21 protein-coding genes are annotated in these 19,545 nt (G+C 63.7%); 13 read left to right on the forward strand and 8 right to left on the reverse strand.

Annotation, left to right across the window (positions count from 1 at the left end; translation table 11 throughout):
* Positions 1-271: 271 nt before the first annotated feature.
* The gene (locus tag BMX92_RS20695; RefSeq protein WP_093020072.1) at positions 272-742 is read right to left on the reverse strand and encodes a pyridoxamine 5'-phosphate oxidase family protein; all 471 of its coding nucleotides are present in this window, start codon (positions 740-742) and stop codon (positions 272-274) included.
* Between the two features lie 97 nt (positions 743-839).
* Between BMX92_RS20695 and BMX92_RS20700 the strand changes: the two genes are divergently transcribed.
* The 11 genes from BMX92_RS20700 to BMX92_RS20750 all read left to right on the forward strand — a co-directional run bounded on the left by BMX92_RS20700 (position 840) and on the right by BMX92_RS20750 (position 10,190).
* A complete protein-coding gene (locus BMX92_RS20700; protein WP_093020177.1) occupies positions 840-1,415 on the forward strand; it encodes a NifU family protein in 576 nt (191 codons plus the stop codon).
* A gap of 102 nt (positions 1,416-1,517) precedes the next feature.
* The gene (tsaB, locus tag BMX92_RS20705) at positions 1,518-2,144 is read left to right on the forward strand and encodes a tRNA (adenosine(37)-N6)-threonylcarbamoyltransferase complex dimerization subunit type 1 TsaB (protein WP_093020074.1); all 627 of its coding nucleotides are present in this window, start codon (positions 1,518-1,520) and stop codon (positions 2,142-2,144) included.
* On the forward strand, positions 2,141-2,620 hold the full coding sequence (locus tag BMX92_RS20710; protein WP_093020076.1) for a GNAT family N-acetyltransferase: 480 nt from the start codon (positions 2,141-2,143) through the stop codon (positions 2,618-2,620). Before tsaB ends, BMX92_RS20710 begins: the two co-directional genes overlap by 4 nt.
* A 113-nt stretch (positions 2,621-2,733) precedes the next feature.
* Positions 2,734-3,159 (forward strand): MucR family transcriptional regulator, encoded by a 426-nt coding sequence (locus tag BMX92_RS20715; protein WP_093020078.1) that lies wholly within the window; start codon positions 2,734-2,736, stop codon positions 3,157-3,159.
* A 125-nt stretch (positions 3,160-3,284) separates the two neighbouring features.
* On the forward strand, positions 3,285-3,707 hold the full coding sequence (locus BMX92_RS20720; protein ID WP_093020080.1) for a Fur family transcriptional regulator: 423 nt from the start codon (positions 3,285-3,287) through the stop codon (positions 3,705-3,707).
* Positions 3,708-3,713: 6 nt separating this feature from the next.
* On the forward strand, positions 3,714-4,472 hold the full coding sequence (locus BMX92_RS20725; protein ID WP_093020082.1) for a lysophospholipid acyltransferase family protein: 759 nt from the start codon (positions 3,714-3,716) through the stop codon (positions 4,470-4,472).
* Positions 4,473-4,481: 9 nt separating this feature from the next.
* Positions 4,482-5,831: a tRNA (N6-isopentenyl adenosine(37)-C2)-methylthiotransferase MiaB gene (gene miaB, locus BMX92_RS20730; protein ID WP_093020084.1), complete on the forward strand. Its 1,350-nt coding sequence runs from the start codon at positions 4,482-4,484 to the stop codon at positions 5,829-5,831.
* Between the two features lie 101 nt (positions 5,832-5,932).
* The gene (locus BMX92_RS20735) at positions 5,933-6,937 is read left to right on the forward strand and encodes a PhoH family protein (protein ID WP_093020086.1); all 1,005 of its coding nucleotides are present in this window, start codon (positions 5,933-5,935) and stop codon (positions 6,935-6,937) included.
* Between the two features lie 126 nt (positions 6,938-7,063).
* Positions 7,064-7,576 (forward strand): rRNA maturation RNase YbeY, encoded by a 513-nt coding sequence (ybeY, locus tag BMX92_RS20740; protein WP_093020088.1) that lies wholly within the window; start codon positions 7,064-7,066, stop codon positions 7,574-7,576.
* Positions 7,577-7,584: 8 nt separating this feature from the next.
* Positions 7,585-8,520, forward strand: coding sequence for a hemolysin family protein (locus BMX92_RS20745; protein WP_093020090.1), 936 nt, complete (start codon positions 7,585-7,587; stop codon positions 8,518-8,520).
* Positions 8,521-8,702: 182 nt separating this feature from the next.
* Positions 8,703-10,190, forward strand: a complete 1,488-nt coding sequence (locus BMX92_RS20750; RefSeq protein ID WP_093020092.1) for a DUF2142 domain-containing protein — start codon at positions 8,703-8,705, stop codon at positions 10,188-10,190.
* On the opposite strand, the gene BMX92_RS20755 is transcribed toward BMX92_RS20750, so the two are convergent.
* The 4 genes from BMX92_RS20755 to BMX92_RS20770 are packed head-to-tail and all read right to left on the reverse strand — an operon-like array spanning position 10,164 to position 13,978.
* Entirely contained in the window at positions 10,164-10,859 is a 696-nt protein-coding gene (locus BMX92_RS20755) for a phosphatase PAP2 family protein (RefSeq protein WP_093020094.1), read from the reverse strand. The two genes, BMX92_RS20750 and BMX92_RS20755, sit on opposite strands and share 27 nt — an antisense overlap.
* Entirely contained in the window at positions 10,837-12,231 is a 1,395-nt protein-coding gene (gene lpdA, locus BMX92_RS20760; RefSeq protein ID WP_093020096.1) for a dihydrolipoyl dehydrogenase, read from the reverse strand. Before lpdA ends, BMX92_RS20755 begins: the two co-directional genes overlap by 23 nt.
* Positions 12,232-12,248: 17 nt before the next feature.
* Complete coding sequence (locus tag BMX92_RS20765) at positions 12,249-12,665, reverse strand: acyl-CoA thioesterase (protein ID WP_093020098.1); 417 nt, start codon at positions 12,663-12,665, stop codon at positions 12,249-12,251.
* Positions 12,665-13,978, reverse strand: coding sequence for a pyruvate dehydrogenase complex dihydrolipoamide acetyltransferase (locus tag BMX92_RS20770; RefSeq protein ID WP_093020100.1), 1,314 nt, complete (start codon positions 13,976-13,978; stop codon positions 12,665-12,667). Before BMX92_RS20770 ends, BMX92_RS20765 begins: the two co-directional genes overlap by 1 nt.
* 184 nt (positions 13,979-14,162) lie before the next feature.
* Between BMX92_RS20770 and BMX92_RS20775 the strand changes: the two genes are divergently transcribed.
* Positions 14,163-14,618, forward strand: coding sequence for a universal stress protein (locus tag BMX92_RS20775; RefSeq protein ID WP_093020102.1), 456 nt, complete (start codon positions 14,163-14,165; stop codon positions 14,616-14,618).
* Between the two features lie 76 nt (positions 14,619-14,694).
* Here BMX92_RS20775 and rnr read toward each other — a convergent pair whose 3' ends face one another.
* Positions 14,695-17,031 carry a ribonuclease R gene (gene rnr, locus BMX92_RS20780; protein ID WP_093020179.1) on the reverse strand — a complete coding sequence of 779 codons (2,337 nt, stop codon included), beginning with the start codon at positions 17,029-17,031 and terminating at the stop codon, positions 14,695-14,697.
* 77 nt (positions 17,032-17,108) lie between these two features.
* Between rnr and BMX92_RS20785 the strand changes: the two genes are divergently transcribed.
* Positions 17,109-17,510, forward strand: coding sequence for a cupin domain-containing protein (locus BMX92_RS20785; protein ID WP_093020104.1), 402 nt, complete (start codon positions 17,109-17,111; stop codon positions 17,508-17,510).
* Positions 17,511-18,196: 686 nt separating this feature from the next.
* Here BMX92_RS20785 and BMX92_RS20790 read toward each other — a convergent pair.
* Both BMX92_RS20790 and BMX92_RS20795 read right to left on the reverse strand, forming a co-directional pair.
* The gene (locus BMX92_RS20790) at positions 18,197-18,382 is read right to left on the reverse strand and encodes a hypothetical protein (protein WP_093020106.1); all 186 of its coding nucleotides are present in this window, start codon (positions 18,380-18,382) and stop codon (positions 18,197-18,199) included.
* Between the two features lie 66 nt (positions 18,383-18,448).
* Positions 18,449-19,543: a cytochrome P450 gene (locus tag BMX92_RS20795; protein ID WP_093020108.1), complete on the reverse strand. Its 1,095-nt coding sequence runs from the start codon at positions 19,541-19,543 to the stop codon at positions 18,449-18,451.
* Positions 19,544-19,545 lie beyond the last annotated feature (2 nt).

The raw sequence follows: 19,545 nt of genomic DNA on the forward strand, positions 1-19,545 counted from the left end.
GCTCACAAGTCGGCCGGGCGCCGACTGTCTGCAAGACGCAGAGAGGGCGCAAGGCGGGTTACGAAACGACCCGCGTGAAAAGGGAAGCCTCAAGCTTGGCGCAGACTGTCATTGGCCGGTCCTTGCACCCTTCGGAGGAGAGGACGATCACGCTGCCAATCGCTGGGGGTCACAGGGACCATCTGCTGCGCTGCGGCGCCTATGGCCGAAACGGAGGCAAAAAGCAAGCGGCCCCACTTTTCAGTCGGGCCGCCGCAGACATTATTCGCTATCAGAGGGCGACTTCGGCATGCTTGCCCTTCAGCTCGCCGCGCACATCGCCACCGAACAACATCTTGAATACGCCACCGATCGACAGATCCGAACGCCAGATTTCCGCCATACCAAGGTCGAAGCGGAGCATCAGCAGATTGGGATCGTGACGGCCGCCCGGATACCAGGCCTCCACCTGTTTCGACCAGTAGCGATCGATCACCGCCGGGTCGGTTTCGGGCACAAGTACGCCTTCGATACAGGCGAACAGATAATGATCCTTCGCCGAAAATTGCGCCATGGCCGGTCCGCCCGGCGCCAGTCGATTATCTTTCGAGGTGTAGAACCAGAAGCAGTGATTGGCCTTTGGGTCGAGTTGCGCCGTCATGGGCAGGCTATGGCCGCCAGCGCCCTGCAAACCCACCATCAGGAAAGGGCTGCTGGACAGTTCGACCCAGAAGCGATCACGAATTTTATCTTGGTCAGTCATGGTCCAGTCTCCTTGCAGCTTTCCCTCTCAATCGCTGGCGTCAGATGAAGTTCCCGAAACGCTTGATCTTGGCCGCGCCAGTCGCCACATGGGCGCCATGCTGATCGAGACCGAACTCACGCCCAACCCGGCGACCATCAAATTCCTGCCCGGCCGTGAGGTCATGGGTTCGGGAACGCGCGATTTCGCAACGCCCGAGGAAGCCGAAGCATCCCCGCTGGCCGACGCCCTATTTGGCCTGGGCGACGTCACCGGCGTCTTCTTCGGCAGCCATTTCGTGTCGGTGACGATCGCGCCGGGTTCGGAATGGTCCGATGTGAAGCCCGATGTTCTGGCGACGCTGCTGGAGCATTTTTCCGCCAACATGCCACTGTTCGTCCCCGGCAGCGCGGCGGGCATTACTGTCCCGGCCGAAGACAGCAGCTTCGCCGATGATCCGGAAGACGCCGAGATCATCGAACAGATTCGCGACCTGATCGAAACCCGCGTCCGCCCCGCCGTGGCGAATGACGGCGGCGACATCATCTATCGCGGCTTCGACAAGGGCACCGTCTATCTTCAGATGCAGGGCGCCTGCTCGGGCTGCCCCTCCTCCAGCGCCACGCTGAAGAACGGGATCGAGCAGTTGCTCAAACATTATGTCCCCGAAGTGACCGAGGTTCGGGCGGTCTGATCGGAGTTGGCTGATCCAAAGGGCAGCATTTGCAATTCCGGGCCAATCGATTAACCGCAGCAGGGACTTCCGCATCGGGCGGAGACTTGATGGGAGTATCGCTTGCGCCTTCTGGTGATCGACACCGCGACCCAGGCCCTTTCCGTAGCGTTGCTGGACGATGGAAAGCGGGTCGGCCATTTCCATGAGATCGTCGGGCGCGGCCATGCCGAAGCGCTGCTGCCCGCCATTGCCGCTCTGCCCGAGGGCGGGCGCGCCGACGCGATAGCAGTGGATGTCGGGCCGGGGAGTTTCACCGGCGTTCGCATCGGCATCGCGGCGGCCCGCGCATTGGCGCTGGCCTGGAATATCCCCCTGCATGGTTACAGCACGGCATCGCTGATCGCTGCGCAGGCCGCGCGGCAACATGCGGGCGGCCCGATCGCAGTGACCATCACCGGCGGCCATGGCGAACTCTTCTGGCAATGTTTCGAAGCGGACGGTCGCACAGCGGTCAATGCGATCGCTTCCACGCCAATCGCATTGCTGGCGGAGCAACTGGATGCATCGATCTTCTATGGCACCGGCGCAGAAGCGCTGGTCACGGCGCGTGGCGCGGGAACGGCGGTCGCCATTTATCCTGACGCCGCAGACTATCCTCTGATCGCAGACCTGCCTCCCCTGCCCCCCAGTCCGATCTACGGCCGGGGCGCGGACGCAATGACCATGGCGGAGCGCGCGGCATCATGATGACCGGCGCCGTTCTCGACACCTATGATCAGGGTGATCGCAACGCCTTGTCCGATGCGATGGAAGTCATGGTTCGCGCCTTCGACCCGGTTTATGGCGAAGCCTGGACGCTGTCGCAGCTATCAGGCGTGATGCTGATGCCGGGTACTTGGCTGACCGTGGCGCGACTCGACGCGATGCCGCTGGGCTTTGCGCTGGTCCGATCCGTGCTGGACGAATGCGAATTGCTGTTGCTGGCGGTCGACCCGCTATGGCGTGGCCGGGGGGTCGGCGAAACGCTGTTGCGCGACAGCCTGCGCACTGCGCGCCGTAGAGGCATCACATCCATGAACCTGGAAGTGCGATCCTCCAACAATGCGATCAGACTCTATGAGAAAACCGGGTTCGAATATGTTCATCGCCGCCCCGGTTACTATCGCGGCAATGACGGTCAACTTCATGACGCGCTAAGTTTCCGCATAGACATGCTGGCCTGACCCAATAAAGTCTTGCGAAAGGCCTTGCGCGGGTCTAGCGAACACATACCGCTCCTGAAATAAATTTCCTTGGGCGGGTCGCACCAAATATAGCCTTCGTAGGAAACAGGAAAATGGAAATCGAATCGGCTCAGAGCGAGCTGCTGATTACTTTGACGTCGGACATCGTTGCCGCGCACGTCTCCAACAACAGCGTCGCTGTGTCGGACGTGTCGTCGCTGATCCAGAATGTGCACGCCGCACTTTCCGGGCTCAGCCAGCCTGCGCCTGTGCCCGAAGTAAAGCCGGAACCGGCCGTGTCGGTGCGTTCCTCGATCAAGCCTGACTTCATCATCTGCCTGGAAGACGGCAAGAAGCTGAAGATGCTCAAGCGCCACCTGATGACCCATTATCAGATGACGCCCGACGATTATCGCGCCAAGTGGGGCCTGCCCGCCGATTATCCGATGGTTGCCCCCAACTATGCCGAACAGCGCCGCAACCTGGCCAAGAAGATCGGCCTGGGCACGAAGCGCCGTCGTACGCGCAGCAGCAAATAATCGACCGCGACGACGTAAAAGTCGTTTATGGAAAGGGCGCGTCGCCGACGCGCCCTTTCCTGTTTTGGTAAAAGTCGCTAGGCAAATGCCCTAGTCTTTCGCCCAAAGTCATCAAGCGAGCCCGCATGAACCGCAAAATCGACGTTGAAGCCCTCTGCCACGAAAAAGGGCTGCGCATCACCGAACAGCGCCGCGTGATCGCGCAGGTGCTGAGCGACGCCACCGATCACCCCGATGTCGAGGAACTGCACAAGCGTTCCGCCGCCATCGATCCGGGCATTTCGATCGCCACCGTTTACCGCACGGTGCGCCTGTTCGAAGAAGCCGGCATTTTGGAACGCCATGATTTCGGTGACGGCCGCGCCCGTTACGAAGCGGCACCCGAATCGCACCACGATCATCTGATCGACGTCGAAACCGGCAACGTCATCGAATTCGTCGATCCCGAACTGGAACTGCTCCAAAAGCAGATCGCCGAGAAACTGGGCTTCCGCCTGGTCGATCACCGCATGGAACTGTACGGCGTCGCGCTCGACCGCAAGAACTGACCTGTCTTGGCCAGCCTCCGTCGCCTGTTACGGATCGGGGCGCTGGCCGGCAGCCTGCTGCTCTGCCTGATCCCGCATCTGATCTGGCGCCTCCTTCGCCGCCGATCCCCATGGCCGCAGCGCTTTCTGGCGCTTGCGGCCCGTTCTGTTGGCGCGAAGGTGCGGATCGAAGGCAAGCCCCATCATGGCGACATGGTTCTGCTCGCCAACCACATTAGCTGGATCGACATATTGGCGCTGGGCGGCGCGACCGGCGCGGCCTTCGTATCGCATGACGGCGTGGCGCGCTGGCCGGTCATCGGCTGGCTGGCCGCGCAGAATAATACGCTTTTCGTCTCGCGCGAGCGACGCGGGGCGCTGTCCGGACAATTGGATGCGCTGCGGGCGGCGATGCTTGGTCATCAGCCGGTGGCCCTGTTCCCCGAAGGAACGACGAGTGATGGCAGCAGCCTGCTCCCGTTCAAGCCCTCGCTGCTGGCCGTATTATTTCCCCCGCCCCGCGCGGTGATGATCCAGCCGGTGCATATCGATTATGGCGCGGCGACGGCGGACATTGCCTGGCATGGCGATGAAGGCGCCGGCGTGAACGCCATGGCCGTTCTGGGACGCAAGGGAAGCCTGCCGGTGACATTGCATTTCCTGGAGCCGTTCGATCCCGCCACCTGCGCCGATCGCAAGGCCATGGCCGCCATGGCGCGCGATCGGATCGCGCAAAGCATCGCTACACATCAGCGCCCTTCCGCTTCGCCTTCACCGTCTGTATAGCTGAGCCATATGAATCGTACCGACGCCCAAAAGACACCAGCGACTTTCCACGTCAAATCCTTCGGCTGCCAGATGAACGTCTATGATGGCGAGCGTATGGCCGAGATGCTGGGCACGCAGGGCATGACCGCCGCTGCGGATGGGACGGACGCCGATCTCGTCATCCTGAACACCTGCCACATCCGCGAAAAGGCGGTGGACAAGGTCTATTCCGACATTGGCCGCCTGACCCGCGACGATGGCACGCGCCCGATGATCGCCGTCGCCGGTTGCGTCGCGCAGGCCGAAGGCAGCGAGATTCAACGCCGGGCGCGCAATGTCGATATCGTCGTCGGCCCGCAGGCCTATCACCGCCTGCCCGACCTGATCGACAAGGTCGGTCGCGGCGAGAAGGCTGTCGATACGGACATGCCACTGGCGTCCAAGTTCGGCGCCCTGCCCGCCCGCACCAAGCAGGCGCGCCCTACGGCTTTCCTGACGATCATGGAAGGCTGCGACAAATTCTGCACCTATTGCGTGGTGCCCTATACGCGCGGCGCGGAAATCAGCCGTAGCTGGAGCGCAATCCTCGATGAAGCCAAGGCGCTGGTCGATGGCGGCGTGCGAGAAATCACTTTGCTGGGCCAGAATGTGAACGCCTGGACCGGCGAGGATGAGAAGGGCCGCATGCAGGGCATGGACGGTCTGGCCCGCGAACTGGCGAAGATCGGCGACCTCAAGCGCATCCGTTACACCACCAGCCATCCCAACGACATGAGCGACGGCCTGATCGCCGCCCATGGCGATGAGCCCAAGCTGATGCCGTTCCTCCACCTGCCGGTGCAGTCGGGCAACAACCGCATCCTGAAAGCCATGAACCGCAGCCATAGCGCCGAAAGCTATTTGCGGATCATCGAGCGTGTACGCGAGGCACGGCCGGATATCGCCCTGTCGGGCGACTTCATCGTCGGCTTCCCCGGCGAGACGGACGCCGAGTTCGAGGATACGCTCAAGATCGTCGAGCAGGTGCGCTACGCCCAATGCTACAGCTTCAAATATAGCCCCCGCCCCGGCACCCCGGCCGCCGACATGGATCATCAGATTCCGATGGCGGTCATGGACGAGCGGCTGGCGCGCTTGCAGGCGCTGATCAACCGGCATCAGGTGGACTTCAACAGCGCCACCGTGGGCCGCACCACCGACATATTGCTTGAGCGCAAGGGCCGCTATCCCGGCCAGCTCATCGGCAAGTCGCCCTGGCTCCAGTCGGTCGTCGTGACCGCACCGGACCTTGCCATTGGCGACATGGTCGAAGTCGATATCACCAGCGCCGGTCCCAATAGTCTGGCCGGCGAACTTAGCAGGAGGAAGGCCGCTTGAACCAAAGCCTCGTCAATCCCGCATGTCCGGGAACCCAACTCCCCCGAACCCGGTTGCGAACCGGTCCAATGAGGGGAATGACGAGCGAGGGAGGCTGCTGAATGTCGAAGAAACCCAATCAGAATAGCCGCGTCGATGTGGCCGAACGCGCCCGGCTGGAAGTCACGTTCGATCGGCCGCATCTGCTGACCACCTTGTTCGGCCAATATGACCGCAATCTGGTCGCAATCGAAAATCGTCTGGGCGTCTATATCGCCGCGCGGGGCAACAAGTTGCAGATCGAGGGTGAGGCCGAAGCCGCCGCCCGCGCGCGCGACGTGATGACCGGCCTCTACAACCGTATCGTGGCCGGGCAGGAAATCGATTCCGGCGCGGTCGAGGCGGTGATCGCCATGTCTTCCGAACCGACGCTGGACGGCATCATCCGCAGCGATGTCGCCGAACCGCCCAAGGTGATGATCCGCACGCGCAAGAAGACGATCGTGCCGCGCTCCGCGACGCAGGTCACTTATATGGAGGCGCTCAACCGGAACGACATCATCTTCGCCCTCGGCCCGGCAGGCACCGGCAAGACCTATCTGGCGGTCGCGCAAGCGGTCAGCCAGTTGATCACCGGCAGCGTCGACCGGCTGATCCTGTCGCGTCCGGCGGTGGAAGCGGGCGAGAAGCTGGGCTTCCTGCCCGGCGACATGAAGGAGAAGGTCGATCCCTATCTCCGCCCGATCTATGACGCGCTGCACGACACGCTGCCGGCCGAGCAGGTCGAACGGCGGATCGCCAGCGGCGAAATCGAGATCGCGCCGCTGGCCTTCATGCGCGGACGGACGCTGGCCAATGCCTTCATCGTGCTGGACGAAGCGCAGAACACCACCATCGCCCAGATGAAGATGTTCCTCACCCGCTTCGGCGAAGGCAGCCGCATGGTGATTTGCGGCGACCCCAAGCAGGTCGACTTGCCGCAACCCGGCACATCCGGCCTGGCCGATGCTGTGGCGCGTCTGGACGGGGTGGAAGGCATCGCCATGGTGCCCTTCGGCGTTGCCGATGTCGTGCGCCATCCGGTGGTCGGGCGGATCGTGCAGGCTTATGAGGGGCCGGATGCGTAATCAGAAGTACATCGTTCGCACTGAGCGAAGTCGAAGTGCCCGGCCAAGCGGAGCGAGGCGCCTTCGCTCCGCTCTGGCAAGGGCTTCGACTTCGCTCAGCCCGAACGGGCGGGAGGAATTGTTTCCATGATTGAAGTCGCTGTCCTCCATGAAGAAGGCTGGCCGGGAACGGACTGGGAATTTCTGGCCAAGCGCGCGGTGGCCACAGCCATCGCGCACAGCCCCTATGCCGCCTTCGCCACAGACCAGACCCTGTATGAAGTCGCGGTGAAACTGACCGATGACGAGGAAGTCCACAGCCTCAATCGCGCCTATCGGGACAAGGACAAGCCGACCAACGTGCTGTCCTTCCCGATGGTGCAGGAAGACCTGCTGGAAGTGACCGCCAATACCGATGATGGCGAAGTGCTCCTGGGCGATATCGTACTGGCGGAGGGCGTGTGCGCCGCCGAAGCCGCAGAAAAAGGCATATCGATCGCCGATCATGCCACGCATCTGATTGTCCATGGGACTTTTCATTTGCTTGGATATGACCATATGGACGACAATGAGGCCGAAGCGATGGAAGCGCTGGAGATTGCAGCGCTGCTGAGCATGGGCCTTTCCGATCCCTATGGGGATCGCAATATAGGGGACTAAGTAGAAATATGGCCGACGGCAGTCCGAAGGACGGCACCTCTTCGAAAGAAGCGGACAGTAGCAACGAGGGCGGCTTATGGAGCGGCATCAAGTCGCTCCTGTTCGGCGAGGGTGAAGAAACCAGTCTCCGCAAGGAACTGGAAGAAGCGCTCGACGAATATGACGAGGACGAGCAGGATGAAAATCCGCCGGTAAAGGGCGACCTGTCCGCGATCGAGCGGCAGATGGTGCGCAACCTCCTTCATTTTTCCGAACATACGGTCGATGACGTGGCGGTCCCCCGGTCCGACATTATCGCGATCGAAGAGAAAGCGAGCTTCGCCGACCTCGCCGCGCTGTTCGCAGAGGCGGGGCATAGCCGCATCCCGGTCTATCGCGACACGCTCGATACCATTGTCGGCATGATCCATATCCGCGACGCCTTCGCCATCCTGGCCGGCAAATCGCCGGTGCCGGACACGCTGGAACCGCTGATCCGCCAGCCGCTCTATGTGCCCGAAAGCATGGGCGCGCTGGACCTGCTGGCCGAAATGCGCGCCAAGCGCACGCACCTCGCCATCGTGCTGGACGAATATTCCGGCACGGAAGGCCTGCTGACCTTCGAGGATCTGGTCGAGGAGATTGTCGGCGAGGTCGAGGACGAGCATGACGACGCGCCCGAGGCGATGCTGGTGCCGCTGGACGGCGGCCTGTGGGAGGCTGACGCCCGCGCCGAACTGGACGATGTCGCCGAAGAGATCGACCCGAAACTGGCCGAGGTCGAGGAGGATGTCGACACGCTGGGCGGCCTCGCCTTCGTGCTGGCCGGGCGCGTGCCCGAACCGGGCGAGATATTGGAGCATGACGAGAGCGGGTGGAAGCTGGAGATCGTCGCCAGCGACGGCCGCCGCGTGACCCGCCTGCGCCTGCACCCGCCGGTCGAACGGGAGGAGGTGGAGGAATAATCCTCCCCTTCAGCCATTTTTTGATACAGACGCGAAATGTTAAGGCAGTCCCGCTAATTATTCCGTTCGGCTGAGCCTGTCGAAGCTCTGCTCTTCTTTTCAAAAAGGAAAGCCCTTCGACAGGCTCAGGGCGAACGGATTCATAAGGCCTGCCCGTTTCAGGGTCATCTTTACGGCGGACGATGCGGAACGAACGACAATCGATACAGGGTCATGGCGGCGCGGACATGCTGTTCGCCGCGCCATGGCGTGCGACCGAAAAGCTGCTGCTGGCCGCCATCTGCATCGCCACGTTTTTCTTCGCGATCGTGACGCCGCCTTTTCAGGCGCCCGACGAAAACCAGCATTATATGAAGGCGCTGTCGCTGGCGCAGGGCAAGCTGTTGACGGAAGAGCGGGGCGATGCGATCGGCGCTGATCTGCCCCGCGCGGCGCTCGATATTCATGCCGTCGATTTCCCGACGGACGTGCCGCCCGACCTGCGCCGCTTCGAGTCCGAACAACTGGTGCAGAGTGCCGCCGCCGACGGGCAGCGTCCCGGCACCGCTTTTGCCGACTTCCCCAATGTCGCCAGCTATGCGCCCAGCCTCTATGCGCCCGGTGCCATGGGGCTGATGCTGGGGCGCGGGCTGGACCTGCCCTGGATCGAGACCCTCTATGTCGGGCGACTGGTCAATGCGCTGGCCGGGATCGCCCTGCTGATCGGCGCGCTATGCCTGCTGCCCTTTGGCCGCAATGCCATGCTGGCGACTGCATTGCTGCCAACCTTTGCCTATCAGACCGGATCGCTCTCTCCCGACGCGGTGATCAATGGTTTCGGCTTTCTGGGGCTGGCGCTGGCGCTGCGCACCGGTTTCATGAACGCCACGCCGGTTCGATCGGCGGGGTTGCTGATCACCGGGCCGCTGCTGGCCCTGTGCAAGGGCGTCTATCTCCCGCTGATGGCGGCGGGGCTAGGCTGGCAGCAGCATCGGCGCGATTTGCGGCCGGGGCTGATCCTGGGCGCGATGGCGCTGGGGGCGATCGCCTTTGTCAGCTGGATGCACTATTCGGGCGGCAGTCAGGCGCTCTATCATATCCAGTCGCGCAGGACCGGCGAGACGATGATGACGGCGCCGCTGCGCGACCAACTGGCGATCATCCTTGCCGATCCGATCGGCTATGCCCGCATATTGGCCAGCAGCGTGATCGAGCGTGCGCCGGTCTATGCCTTGCAGATCGTCGGGCGGTTCGGCTGGAACGCGATCCTGCTGCCCCTGCTCGCCTATCCGCTGGCCCTGCTCATGCTGGGCGCTGGCGTGGCGAGCGGATCGGGCGCGCGGTTCGGGATGGGCCAGCGACTCTGGTGGCTGGCGGTGGCGGCGGGTGTCGCGCTGCTCATTGAAACCGCCATGTACCTGACCGGCACGCCGCTGGGTGCGGACTATGTGCAGGGGACGCAGGGCCGCTATTTCCTGCCTGTCCTGCCGCTGGTGCTGATGGCGCTGTCACCCGATCAGGGCTGGCGCGGTGCTGGGCGGCTGTTCGTGATCGCGGCGATCCCGCTGCTGCTGATCGCCGCCGCGACGGCGTATGACAGCTTCTGGGTGCATGGCTTCATCACCAGCGACGGCATGCCGCCGCATGGCAGCATCGGCCGCGCGCTACTGCTCCCCTCCCCGCGCTGGTAGCCAGATCGCGCAGAAGGCGAGCCAGCCCAGCCCCTCGATCCAGCCGGCCGTGACGTCGCTCGGCCAATGCACGCCCAGCCAGACGCGACTGATACCGATCAGCGCGATAATGGCAGCAGCAGCCCAGTAGCCGAAACGTCGCGCAGCCAGCATCGCCAGCGCGCCAAAGAACATCATATTCCCAGCAGCATGCCCGCTGGGGAAGCTATAAGTGTGAACGATGTCCAGATGCGGCAGCAGGTCGGGGCGCGGCGCGGCAAATATCTGCTTGAGGATGAGGTTCAGCGCCGTGCCGCCCGCCATCATCGCCATGAGCCATAGCGCGCAGCGGCGTCGCCCGGCCCAGAGCAGATAGCCCAGAGACAAGGCGAGCAGAAGCAACCTGCCCGCTGTTCCACCCAACGCAGAGGCAAGACGCATCAGCGGGGTGATGTTCTGCCCGACAGCACCGTCCCGCGTCCGTCCCGCCAGTTCCATCAGCCCGACATTCAATCCGTCGAGCCAGCCTGATCGCTGCATCAGGGCTATGGCCAGAACGCAAAAAAGCGCGAGAGCCAGAGCCCCCGCGCCTTTTGCGATCTTCTTTTGCCGCGATTTCCGAGCCGTTAGATGGTCCATCTGCCTTGAAATCGCTCCGGAGCGCCGATCAGATATGGAGCGCACGCCCATAAGCCGCGAGCACGCTTTCATGCATCGATTCCGAAATGGTGGGATGCGGGAAGACGGTGTGCATCAGTTCCGCCTCGGTCGTCTCCAGCGTCTTGCCGATGGTATAGCCCTGGATCATTTCCGTGACTTCCGCGCCGATCATGTGTGCGCCCAGCAATTCACCGGTCTTGGCGTCGAACACCGTCTTGGTGAAGCCTTCCGCTTCGCCCAGCGCGATCGCCTTGCCATTGCCGATGAAGGGGAACATGCCGACCTTCACCTCATAACCGGCTTCCTTCGCCTTGGCTTCGGTCAGGCCGACGCTGGCGATCTGCGGATGGCAATAGGTGCAGCCCGGAATGTTGCGGACGTCCATGGCGTGGGGATGCTTGCCGGCAATCGCTTCGGCCACGATCACACCCTCATGGCTTGCCTTGTGCGCCAGCCATGGCGGCGCGGTGACGTCGCCGATCGCCCAGATGCCATCGACATTGGTCTTGCAGGTCGGATCGGTGACGATATGGCCCCGCTCCGTCTTGATGCCCAATGCTTCCAGACCGATATTCTCGGTGTTGGGGACGATGCCGATCGCGACGATGACATGGCTGTACTCGCCGTTGACGACCTTGCCGTCCTTGTCCTTGATCGCAGCCTTCACGCCGGTCGCGCCGACTTCCAGCTTGTCGACGCCCGCGCCGGTCAGGATGGTCATGCCCTGCTTCTTGAGCGCCTTTTCGAGGAAAGCGGAGACGTCCTTGTCCTCGACGGGGACGACGCGGTCCATCATTTCGACCACGGTCACGTCAGCGCCCATGTCATTATAGAAGCTGGCAAATTCGATGCCGATCGCGCCGGAGCCGATGACCAGCAGCTTGCTGGGCATTTCCGCCGGGGTCATGGCGTGGCGATAGGTCCACACGCGCTTGCCGTCCGCCTTCGCAAAGGGCAGGTCGCGGGCGCGGGCGCCGGTGGCGACGATGATGTTCTTCGCGGTCAGCTCTTCGGTCTTGCCGTCTTTGGTGACGGTCAGCTTGCCCTTGGCCACCAGCTTGCCGTCGCCCATATGGACGGTGATCTTGTTCTTCTTCATCAGGTGCGTGACGCCCTGATTGAGCTGCTTGGCGACACCACGCGAGCGCTTCACGACGGCGGCGATGTCGGCGCTGATCTTTTCAGCGGCCAGACCATAGTCGCCGGCATGCTGCATATAGTGGAAGATTTCCGCCGAACGCAGCAGCGCCTTGGTCGGGATGCAGCCCCAGTTGAGGCAAATACCGCCCAGATTTTCGCGTTCCACGATCGCGGTCTTCAGGCCCAATTGGGCGCTGCGGATGGCGGCCACATAGCCGCCGGGGCCGGAGCCCAGAACGATGACATCATAAGTATCAGCCATGGTCAGTCTCTCTAGTCTTACTTCGCCGCGCCGGATTCGACCGGCATGGGCGGAACGGAACGGGGCTGGCGATCTTCACCGATCGCCACGAAGCTGAAGGTCGCGTGGGTGACGCGATAGGAACGGTCGTCATGCCGCGCGCGGCGCCATGCCTCGACATAGATTTTCATCGACGTACGGCCCACGGACTTGAGCGTCGCGAAGACCGACACTTCATCGCCGACCACGACCGGGCGGAGGAAGGTCATCCCTTCCACCGCGATGGTCACGGCGCGGCCATGGCTGTGCCGGGCGGCGACGGAGCCCGCCGCCGAGTCCATGACGCTCATCAGCCAGCCGCCGAAAATATCCCCATAGGGATTGGTATCGGTCGGCATGGCGATGACCCGCACCGCCGGACTGATATCCGGCGGGGTTTCGTCGACATAAGCCATCAGGCGAGCAGGCCGATCGGGTTTTCGATCAACTGCTTGAACGCCTGCATCAGGCGGGCGCCATCCGCGCCGTCGATGGCGCGGTGATCGAAGCTGCCGGTGGCCGACATGACGGTCGCGATCTGGACCGAGTCATCGACGATATAGGGGCGCTTCTCACCCGCGCCGATCGCCATGATCATGGCCTGGGGCGGGTTGATGACGGCTTCGAACTGCTTGATGCCGAACATGCCCATGTTGGAGAGCGAGGCGGTGCCGCCCTGATATTCTTCCGGCTTCAGCTTGCCGTCCTTGGCGCGGCTGGCCAGATCCTTCATCGCGGTCGAGATGGAGGCAACGCCCTTGCCCGCGGCGTCCGTGACGATCGGGGTGATCAGGCCACCGGGGATCGACACGGCGACACTGATGTCGGCCCGCTTGAATTGCAGCATCTGGTCGCCGGCGAACTGCACGTTGCACTCGGGCACCTGCTCCAGCGCGACGCCCAGCGCCTTGATCAGCAGGTCGTTGACCGACAGCTTGACCTTGCGGCTTTCCAGGCCGGCATTGAGTTCGCCGCGCAGCTTGAGCAGCTTGTCGAGCTGAATGTCGACGGTCAGGTAGATGTGCGGCACCTGCTGCTTGGATTCGGTCAGGCGGCGCGCGATCGTCTTGCGCATGCCGCTGAGCTTGACGACCTCGTGCGGAATGCCGAAGTCCTGCGCGGCGGCGGCAACCGGTGCGGGCGCGGCGGCCGGTGCCGGGGCGGCAGTGGCGGGGGCAGCAGCGGGTGCGGCGACAGGGGCAGCAGCGCCCGGCTGGGCGCCGTCAATATCCGCCTTCACGATGCGGCCGTTGGTGCCGGTGCCAGTGATGCTCGCCAGATCGATGCCCTTCACCTCTGCCAGACGACGGGCCAGCGGGCTGGCCTTGATGCGATCGCTCGACGTAGCGGCCGGCTTGGCGGGAACGGCGTCGGCCTTCGCTGCGGGGACAGCGGCTTCCGCCTTGGCGGGGACCGGATCGGCCTTGGGTGCGGGCGCGGCGGCATCACCGCCAGTGGCACCAGCGGCGGCCGCGGCGACATCTTCGCCTTCCTCGGCGATGATCGCAATCACGGTGCCGACCTTCACGCCTTCGGAGCCTTCAGAGACCAGGATCTTGGCGATCACGCCTTCATCGACCGCTTCGAATTCCATCGTCGCCTTGTCGGTTTCGATTTCCGCCAGCAGGTCGCCCGACGACACCGTGTCGCCCTCCTTGACCAGCCACTTGGCCAGCGTGCCTTCCTCCATGGTGGGGGACAAAGCGGGCATCTGGATCGTCTTGCTCATGAATATGGGCCTCTTCTCGCTTATCAGGCTGTCGCCATTTGCCCCATCCCTGCCACTCATTCTCCGGATCGGTCAAGCGACCGCTTGCGGAAGGCGCTTTTATAGCTCACATTTCACCCTTCTGGTTCGTTAGGCCGCTTTGCCGAGCCGTCGAGCCATAAGTTCATGATAAAGGCGATAAGAAGTGCGGACATATCTGGTTGTCGTGGACGAATCGCCGGAGGCCGAGACGGCGCTCCGCTTCGCCGCCCGGCGCGCCGCCAAGACCGGGGGCGCTGTGCGCATATTGGCGCTGATCCCGCCCGCCGAATTCGTCCAGTGGGGCGGCGTGCAGGCGACGATGGAGGATGAGGCGCTGCAACGCGCCGAAGCGCTGGTGACGAGCGCGGCGGGCACGCTGACCGATGAATCCGGCATCCGCCCCAGCATCACCGTGCGTCAGGGCGAGGCGGTGACGGTGGTGCGCAAGACGCTGGAAGAGATGGACGATGTCGCCGCGCTGGTGCTGGGCGCGGCGGCCAGCGGCAATCCGGGCAAGCTGGTGACGCATTTCGCCGGCGCCGACGCAGGCAAGCTGCAATGCCCGGTGATGATCATTCCGGGCGGGCTGGATAGCGACGCGATCGACCGGTTGAGTTGATTTCCGTCATTGCGAGCGTAGCGAAGCAATCCATCGGCACAACATGGATTGCTTCGCTCCGCTCGCAATGACGAGTTCAGCGCTTATGCTTGCCCCGCTTCGCCCCGATATGGCGGATATTTTTGGGCCGTCCGCGATGGACGACGCCCGGACGGGTGCGGTCGCGCTTCATCGGGCCGCCGCGCGGGGCGGGATTGTCGGGCAGTTCGAAGCGTAGCGAGCCATTGATCGGGTCCGCCTCCGCCAGACGCAGTTCAAGGCGCTGGCCGACGGTGTAGCGATCGCCGCTGTCCACGCCCTGCAAGGCCTTGCCCGCTTCGTCATAGAAGAAATGTTCCGCGCCCATGGTCGATACCGGGACGAGGCCATCGCCGCCCAGCCCGTCGACCGTGGCGAAGAAGCCGAAATTCTGGACGCCGGTAATGCGCGCCTTCACCACTTCGCCGACATGGGCGGACAGGAAGGCGGCGACATAGCGGTCGATCGTCTCCCGCTCCGCCTCCATCGCACGGCGTTCATGGCCGGAGATCATCTCGCCGACCAACCCCATATTCTCATAATCATCCTGGCTGAGCGACGAGCGATCCGGGATCGCTTTGTCCTTGGGCGCAGGCAGTTCCAGGCCATAGGCGCCGACCAGCGCACGATGCACCAGCAGGTCGGCATAGCGGCGGATGGGCGAGGTGAAATGGGCGTAGCTGCCCAGCGCGAGGCCAAAATGGCCCATATTCTGCGGCGCATAATAGGCCTGGGTCTGGCTGCGCAGGATCTGGGTCATGATCTGCTCCTTCTCTTCCGACTCCCCGACCTTGCGGATCAGGGCGTTGAAGGTCGCGGGGCGGATCACCTGCCCCAGCGCGAAGTCGATGTCGAAGGTGGCCAGATATTCCTTGAGCGCGACCAGCTTGTCGCGGCCGGGCGTTTCGTGGACGCGGTACATGACGGGCGCTTTCTTCGCCTCCAGCGCCTTGGCCGCCGCGACATTGGCGGCGATCATATAATCCTCGATCAGCATATGCGCGTCGAGCCGTTCGCGCACCGCGACGCTGACGATCTTGCCATATTCGTCCAGCACCACGCGGCGTTCAGGCAGGTCGAGCGCCAGCGGATCGCGCGCCTCCCGCGCCTTGCGCAGCAACGCCCAGCAGGCCCAAAGGGGTTTCAGGGCGGCTTCGAGCAATGCGTCCGCCCGCTCGCGCGAGGCGCTCGGCACAGCATCTGCGGGCGTGCCGTCCATCGCCGCCTGCGCATCCTCATAGGCCAGCACCGCCGCGACGCGGATCACGGCGCGGGTGAAGCGCCAGGCCGTGACCTTGCCATTGGCGTTGATGGTGAGGTGGCAGGCCATGGCCGCCCGGTCCTGCCCGGCGCGCAGCGAGCACATGTCGGAGGAGAGTTCGTGCGGCAGCATCGGCACGACCTGATCGGGGAAATAGACGCTGTTGCCGCGCTTGCGGGCTTCCTTGTCCAGCGCGCTGCCGGGGCGGACATAATAGCTGACGTCGGCGATGGCGACGATCGCCTTGTAACCGCCGACATTGCCCTCATCCTCGTCCGGCGTGGCCCAGACCGCGTCGTCATGGTCGCGCGCGTCGACGGGGTCGATCGCGACGATCGGGAGGTGGCGCAAATCCTCCCGCTTGTCCTCATGCAGCGGCAGAGCGGAGGCGGCGACTGCTTCGTCCTCGACGCGATCGGGGAAGACATGGGGGATGCCATGTTTGTGGATCGCGATCAGGCTGAAGCTGCGCGGGGCGAAGGGATCGCCGAGAATGTCGGTGACGCGGGCGGAAATGCGCGGCGGGCGACCATGGGGTTCGGCCAGCACCAGATCGCCGGGCTTTGCCGTGCCGACGTCGCTGATCGGCGTATCCTTGCGGATGCGCTTGTCCACCGGGCGCAGCCACAGCTTGCCGTCCGCCATCTGCTCGACCACGCCCAGCAATTCCTCGCTGGCCTTGGCGAGTTTCTTCATCGGATGGGCGATCCAGCCGCGCCCGGCCTCTTCCGTGCGGGCGAGGATGCGGTCGCCGATCGTCAGCGCGCCACGCTTGCCGCGTTCCACCACGCGCAGGCGGGGAGCGGGCTGACCTTCGGCTTCCCACCGTTCGGGGGTGGCAATCAGGGTCGTATCATCGACATCGACGATACGCAGCACCGTCACCTTGGGCACGCCGCCCATCTTGTGGAAGGCGCGGGCCGGGCCAAGATCGATCAGCCCTTCGTCCGCCATATCCTTCAGCAGCGCCTTGAGCGCGATCTTTTCCTGCCCTTTCAGGCCGAACGCCTTGGCGATTTCCCGCTTGCCGGCGGGGGTATCGGATTCAGAGATGAATGCCATCACCTGATCGCGGGTGGGGAAGCCGGCGGGGCGGACTTTAGCGGGTTTGTTATGCTTCTGGGTCGATGCCATGGACCAGCTATAGGGACGCGCCGCCCCGGACGCCAGCGGCATGGCGGGGTGGACGCGCCGGATCGTCTCCATGGGGCATGAACGCCCTGCTCCTGATCCTCGCCGCTGCCGGCCAGCCCGCCCCTGCCCCCGTCGTCGTCCAGCGCGAAGGGGCGGAACATTATGTCTGGGGCGGGGTGAATGACGGCTGGCATCTGGTGAAGCGCGACGATCTGTCGGTGATTCAGGAGCGCATCCAGCCGGGCGCCGCCGAGGTGCGGCACTATCATGAGAAGGCGCGGCAATATTTCCATGTGCTGGCGGGCGAACTGACGATGGAGGCCGATGGCGTCACCCACCAGCTGCGCGCCGGACAGGGCATAGAGATCGCGCCCGGCGTGCCGCATCAGGCGCAGAACCGCAGTCAGGCGCCGGTCGATATCCTCGTCACCTCCACCCCCAAAAGCCATGGCGATCGGGTCGAGGCGCCGCTGCCCTGAACGGCGATCATGATCAGCGCCTGTTGGAATTCCTCCGCTTAACTTCGCATATTTCCCGCGAATTCCGACATAATCTGTCAGGAATTGGATATTAAATTTCCAATTCTGCCAAGGACATGTGGGTCGAATTTTCCGCCCTTCCTAAACGGCCGGTCGTAAATAGGACAGAATTGGCGGCAATCTGGCAACATAGCCGGCCGATCGGTTTGACATCGCCTGTCCCTCCCCCAGCCAAGGGGCATGGATCCAGTCCGGTGGGCTTATTTGTCAGGCGCTTGCCTGATGCAAGCAGAGGAGTGGCTAGGAAGAAATATCTGAGCGCCGCGGCCGTGATAGCTGTGCTGGCAACGGCTTCGCCGGCATCCGCCTTGATCAAACGCAATAGCTATGGATCGCATATCTGCAACGATGTGCCGTTCCTGTTCCAGACCGGCATCCAGTCGCTGGTGTGCCTGTTCACCGAAGATCCGTGAGAGCGGCGAGATGGTTACGAAGGGGGCGGCCTGATCTCGATCGGCCGCCTTTTTGTTTGGCCGCATTATGGTGCCGCGATCGACAGCGAGTGAAAGGGCCACTGTCGCATTGCCATGCTCACAATCGGATAGTTGCCCCGCGCATCACGGAGGTAACAGCAAGCAGCGCATTGCAAGCGCATGAGCATTCCCCGATTACCGCAAACAAACAGATCAGCGCACCGTCCGCTTGTAGACATGCACCAGCCACAGGGCGGTCAGCACGACGATCGTCAGCAGGCGCGGCGGCAGCTTTTCGAGCGCATGAGGGACGCTCCAGAACAGCGCATCGCCCACGCTGATGATCGTGAGGAAGAGCAGGCCGAACAGCACCGGCGGCAATATATGGCGGAGCTTCATGGGTTGGGCATAGCAGGCCCGCAAGCAGTCCGCGAGGGTCGACGGACGCTTATCGATGGCCCGCGCCTATAGCGACAGGAGCCTCAGCGGCAGGCGTTCGAAGATGCGCCAGTCTTCATGATCGAAAAGCTGGCCGCGCTCGGGCGCTGGAGACAGCTGAAACCGGGCGAGGACGGCCTCGACCATGACGACCGCCTCCATCGTGCCCAGCAGCGGCCCCAGGCACATATGGGCGCCGCCGCCAAAGGCGAGCAGTGGCGCGTCTTTCCGCGCCGGGTCCATCCGGTCGGGATCGGGGAAGGCGACGGGATCGCGATGGGCGCTGTCGGTGCGCAGCATGACGATGTCTCCGGCCGCGATCATCGTGCCGCCGATCTCGACCGAGGTCAGCGCGACCCGCAAGGTGAGCCGTCGTATTGGCCCGGCAAGGCGCATGGTTTCGCGGATGAAGCCGGGGATCAGGGCCGGATCGCGCCGCAGCGCGTCCTGCCAGTCCGGATGGCGGGCGAGCCAGTCGAGCGCCGCGCTGATCGTGCCTGCCACGCTATCAGCGCCAGCGATCAGCAGAAAGGCCATCAGACCCAGCGATTGGGTATCCGGGAGCGCGACGCGCAAGGATGCGGCGGTCGCCTGACAATCGTCCAGATCGCGCAGCGCCATGGTCGGCAGCCAGGATCGGGTTATCGCCATCGCCTGCGCACGCCACCGGTGGCAATCCTCCGGATCGATGTCGAGCAGCGCGGCCAGTATCCGCAACGGCAGCGGATCGGCCAGCGCGGGCACGACGTCGATCGGGTCGGCTGATGGCGGCAGGGCGTCGATGATCGACCGGGCCAGTTCCCGCAACGCCGGCTCCGTCCATTGCGCCATGGTCCGCTGGACGAGGCCGCGCACCACATTCCGGTGGCCCTGATGAAAGGCGCCGTCGCGAAACAACATGGTGCCATCCAGGAGGATGAGAAGATCGCGATAATCCCGCCGGGCGCGATCGGCGATCCGCGCCACCCGATCATGGGGCGATGCCATGCGGAAAGACGGGGAGCGCAGCACGGCGCTGACATCGGCATGGCGGCTGATCGTCCATATGCCGTTCCGCACGCTATACAGCGGCGCGGCGGCGGGAAGGACCGGTGCGTCGGGATCGGTGGTCGGCGTCATCATGC

This window comes from Sphingobium sp. YR768, assembly GCF_900111125.1.
Classification (GTDB): Bacteria; Pseudomonadota; Alphaproteobacteria; order Sphingomonadales; family Sphingomonadaceae; genus Sphingobium.

Excerpts from the sequence above, each read along its gene's own strand:
- BMX92_RS20750 (WP_093020092.1), top strand. The coding sequence starts at position 8,703 with ATGCGGAACGAACGACAATCGATACAGGGTCATGGCGGCGCGGACATG.
- BMX92_RS20695 (WP_093020072.1), bottom strand. The coding sequence starts at position 742 with ATGACTGACCAAGATAAAATTCGTGATCGCTTCTGGGTCGAACTGTCC.
- rnr (WP_093020179.1), bottom strand. The coding sequence starts at position 17,031 with ATGGCATCGACCCAGAAGCATAACAAACCCGCTAAAGTCCGCCCCGCC.
- lpdA (WP_093020096.1), bottom strand. The coding sequence starts at position 12,231 with ATGGCTGATACTTATGATGTCATCGTTCTGGGCTCCGGCCCCGGCGGC.
- BMX92_RS20735 (WP_093020086.1), top strand. The coding sequence starts at position 5,933 with ATGTCGAAGAAACCCAATCAGAATAGCCGCGTCGATGTGGCCGAACGC.
- BMX92_RS20790 (WP_093020106.1), bottom strand. The coding sequence starts at position 18,382 with ATGAAGCTCCGCCATATATTGCCGCCGGTGCTGTTCGGCCTGCTCTTC.
- BMX92_RS20785 (WP_093020104.1), top strand. The coding sequence starts at position 17,109 with ATGAACGCCCTGCTCCTGATCCTCGCCGCTGCCGGCCAGCCCGCCCCT.
- BMX92_RS20745 (WP_093020090.1), top strand. The coding sequence starts at position 7,585 with ATGGCCGACGGCAGTCCGAAGGACGGCACCTCTTCGAAAGAAGCGGAC.
- BMX92_RS20715 (WP_093020078.1), top strand. The coding sequence starts at position 2,734 with ATGGAAATCGAATCGGCTCAGAGCGAGCTGCTGATTACTTTGACGTCG.
- BMX92_RS20795 (WP_093020108.1), bottom strand. The coding sequence starts at position 19,543 with ATGATGACGCCGACCACCGATCCCGACGCACCGGTCCTTCCCGCCGCC.
- BMX92_RS20710 (WP_093020076.1), top strand. The coding sequence starts at position 2,141 with ATGATGACCGGCGCCGTTCTCGACACCTATGATCAGGGTGATCGCAAC.
- miaB (WP_093020084.1), top strand. The coding sequence starts at position 4,482 with ATGAATCGTACCGACGCCCAAAAGACACCAGCGACTTTCCACGTCAAA.
- BMX92_RS20770 (WP_093020100.1), bottom strand. The coding sequence starts at position 13,978 with ATGAGCAAGACGATCCAGATGCCCGCTTTGTCCCCCACCATGGAGGAA.
- BMX92_RS20755 (WP_093020094.1), bottom strand. The coding sequence starts at position 10,859 with ATGGGCGTGCGCTCCATATCTGATCGGCGCTCCGGAGCGATTTCAAGG.
- BMX92_RS20765 (WP_093020098.1), bottom strand. The coding sequence starts at position 12,665 with ATGGCTTATGTCGACGAAACCCCGCCGGATATCAGTCCGGCGGTGCGG.
- ybeY (WP_093020088.1), top strand. The coding sequence starts at position 7,064 with ATGATTGAAGTCGCTGTCCTCCATGAAGAAGGCTGGCCGGGAACGGAC.
- BMX92_RS20700 (WP_093020177.1), top strand. The coding sequence starts at position 840 with ATGCTGATCGAGACCGAACTCACGCCCAACCCGGCGACCATCAAATTC.
- BMX92_RS20720 (WP_093020080.1), top strand. The coding sequence starts at position 3,285 with ATGAACCGCAAAATCGACGTTGAAGCCCTCTGCCACGAAAAAGGGCTG.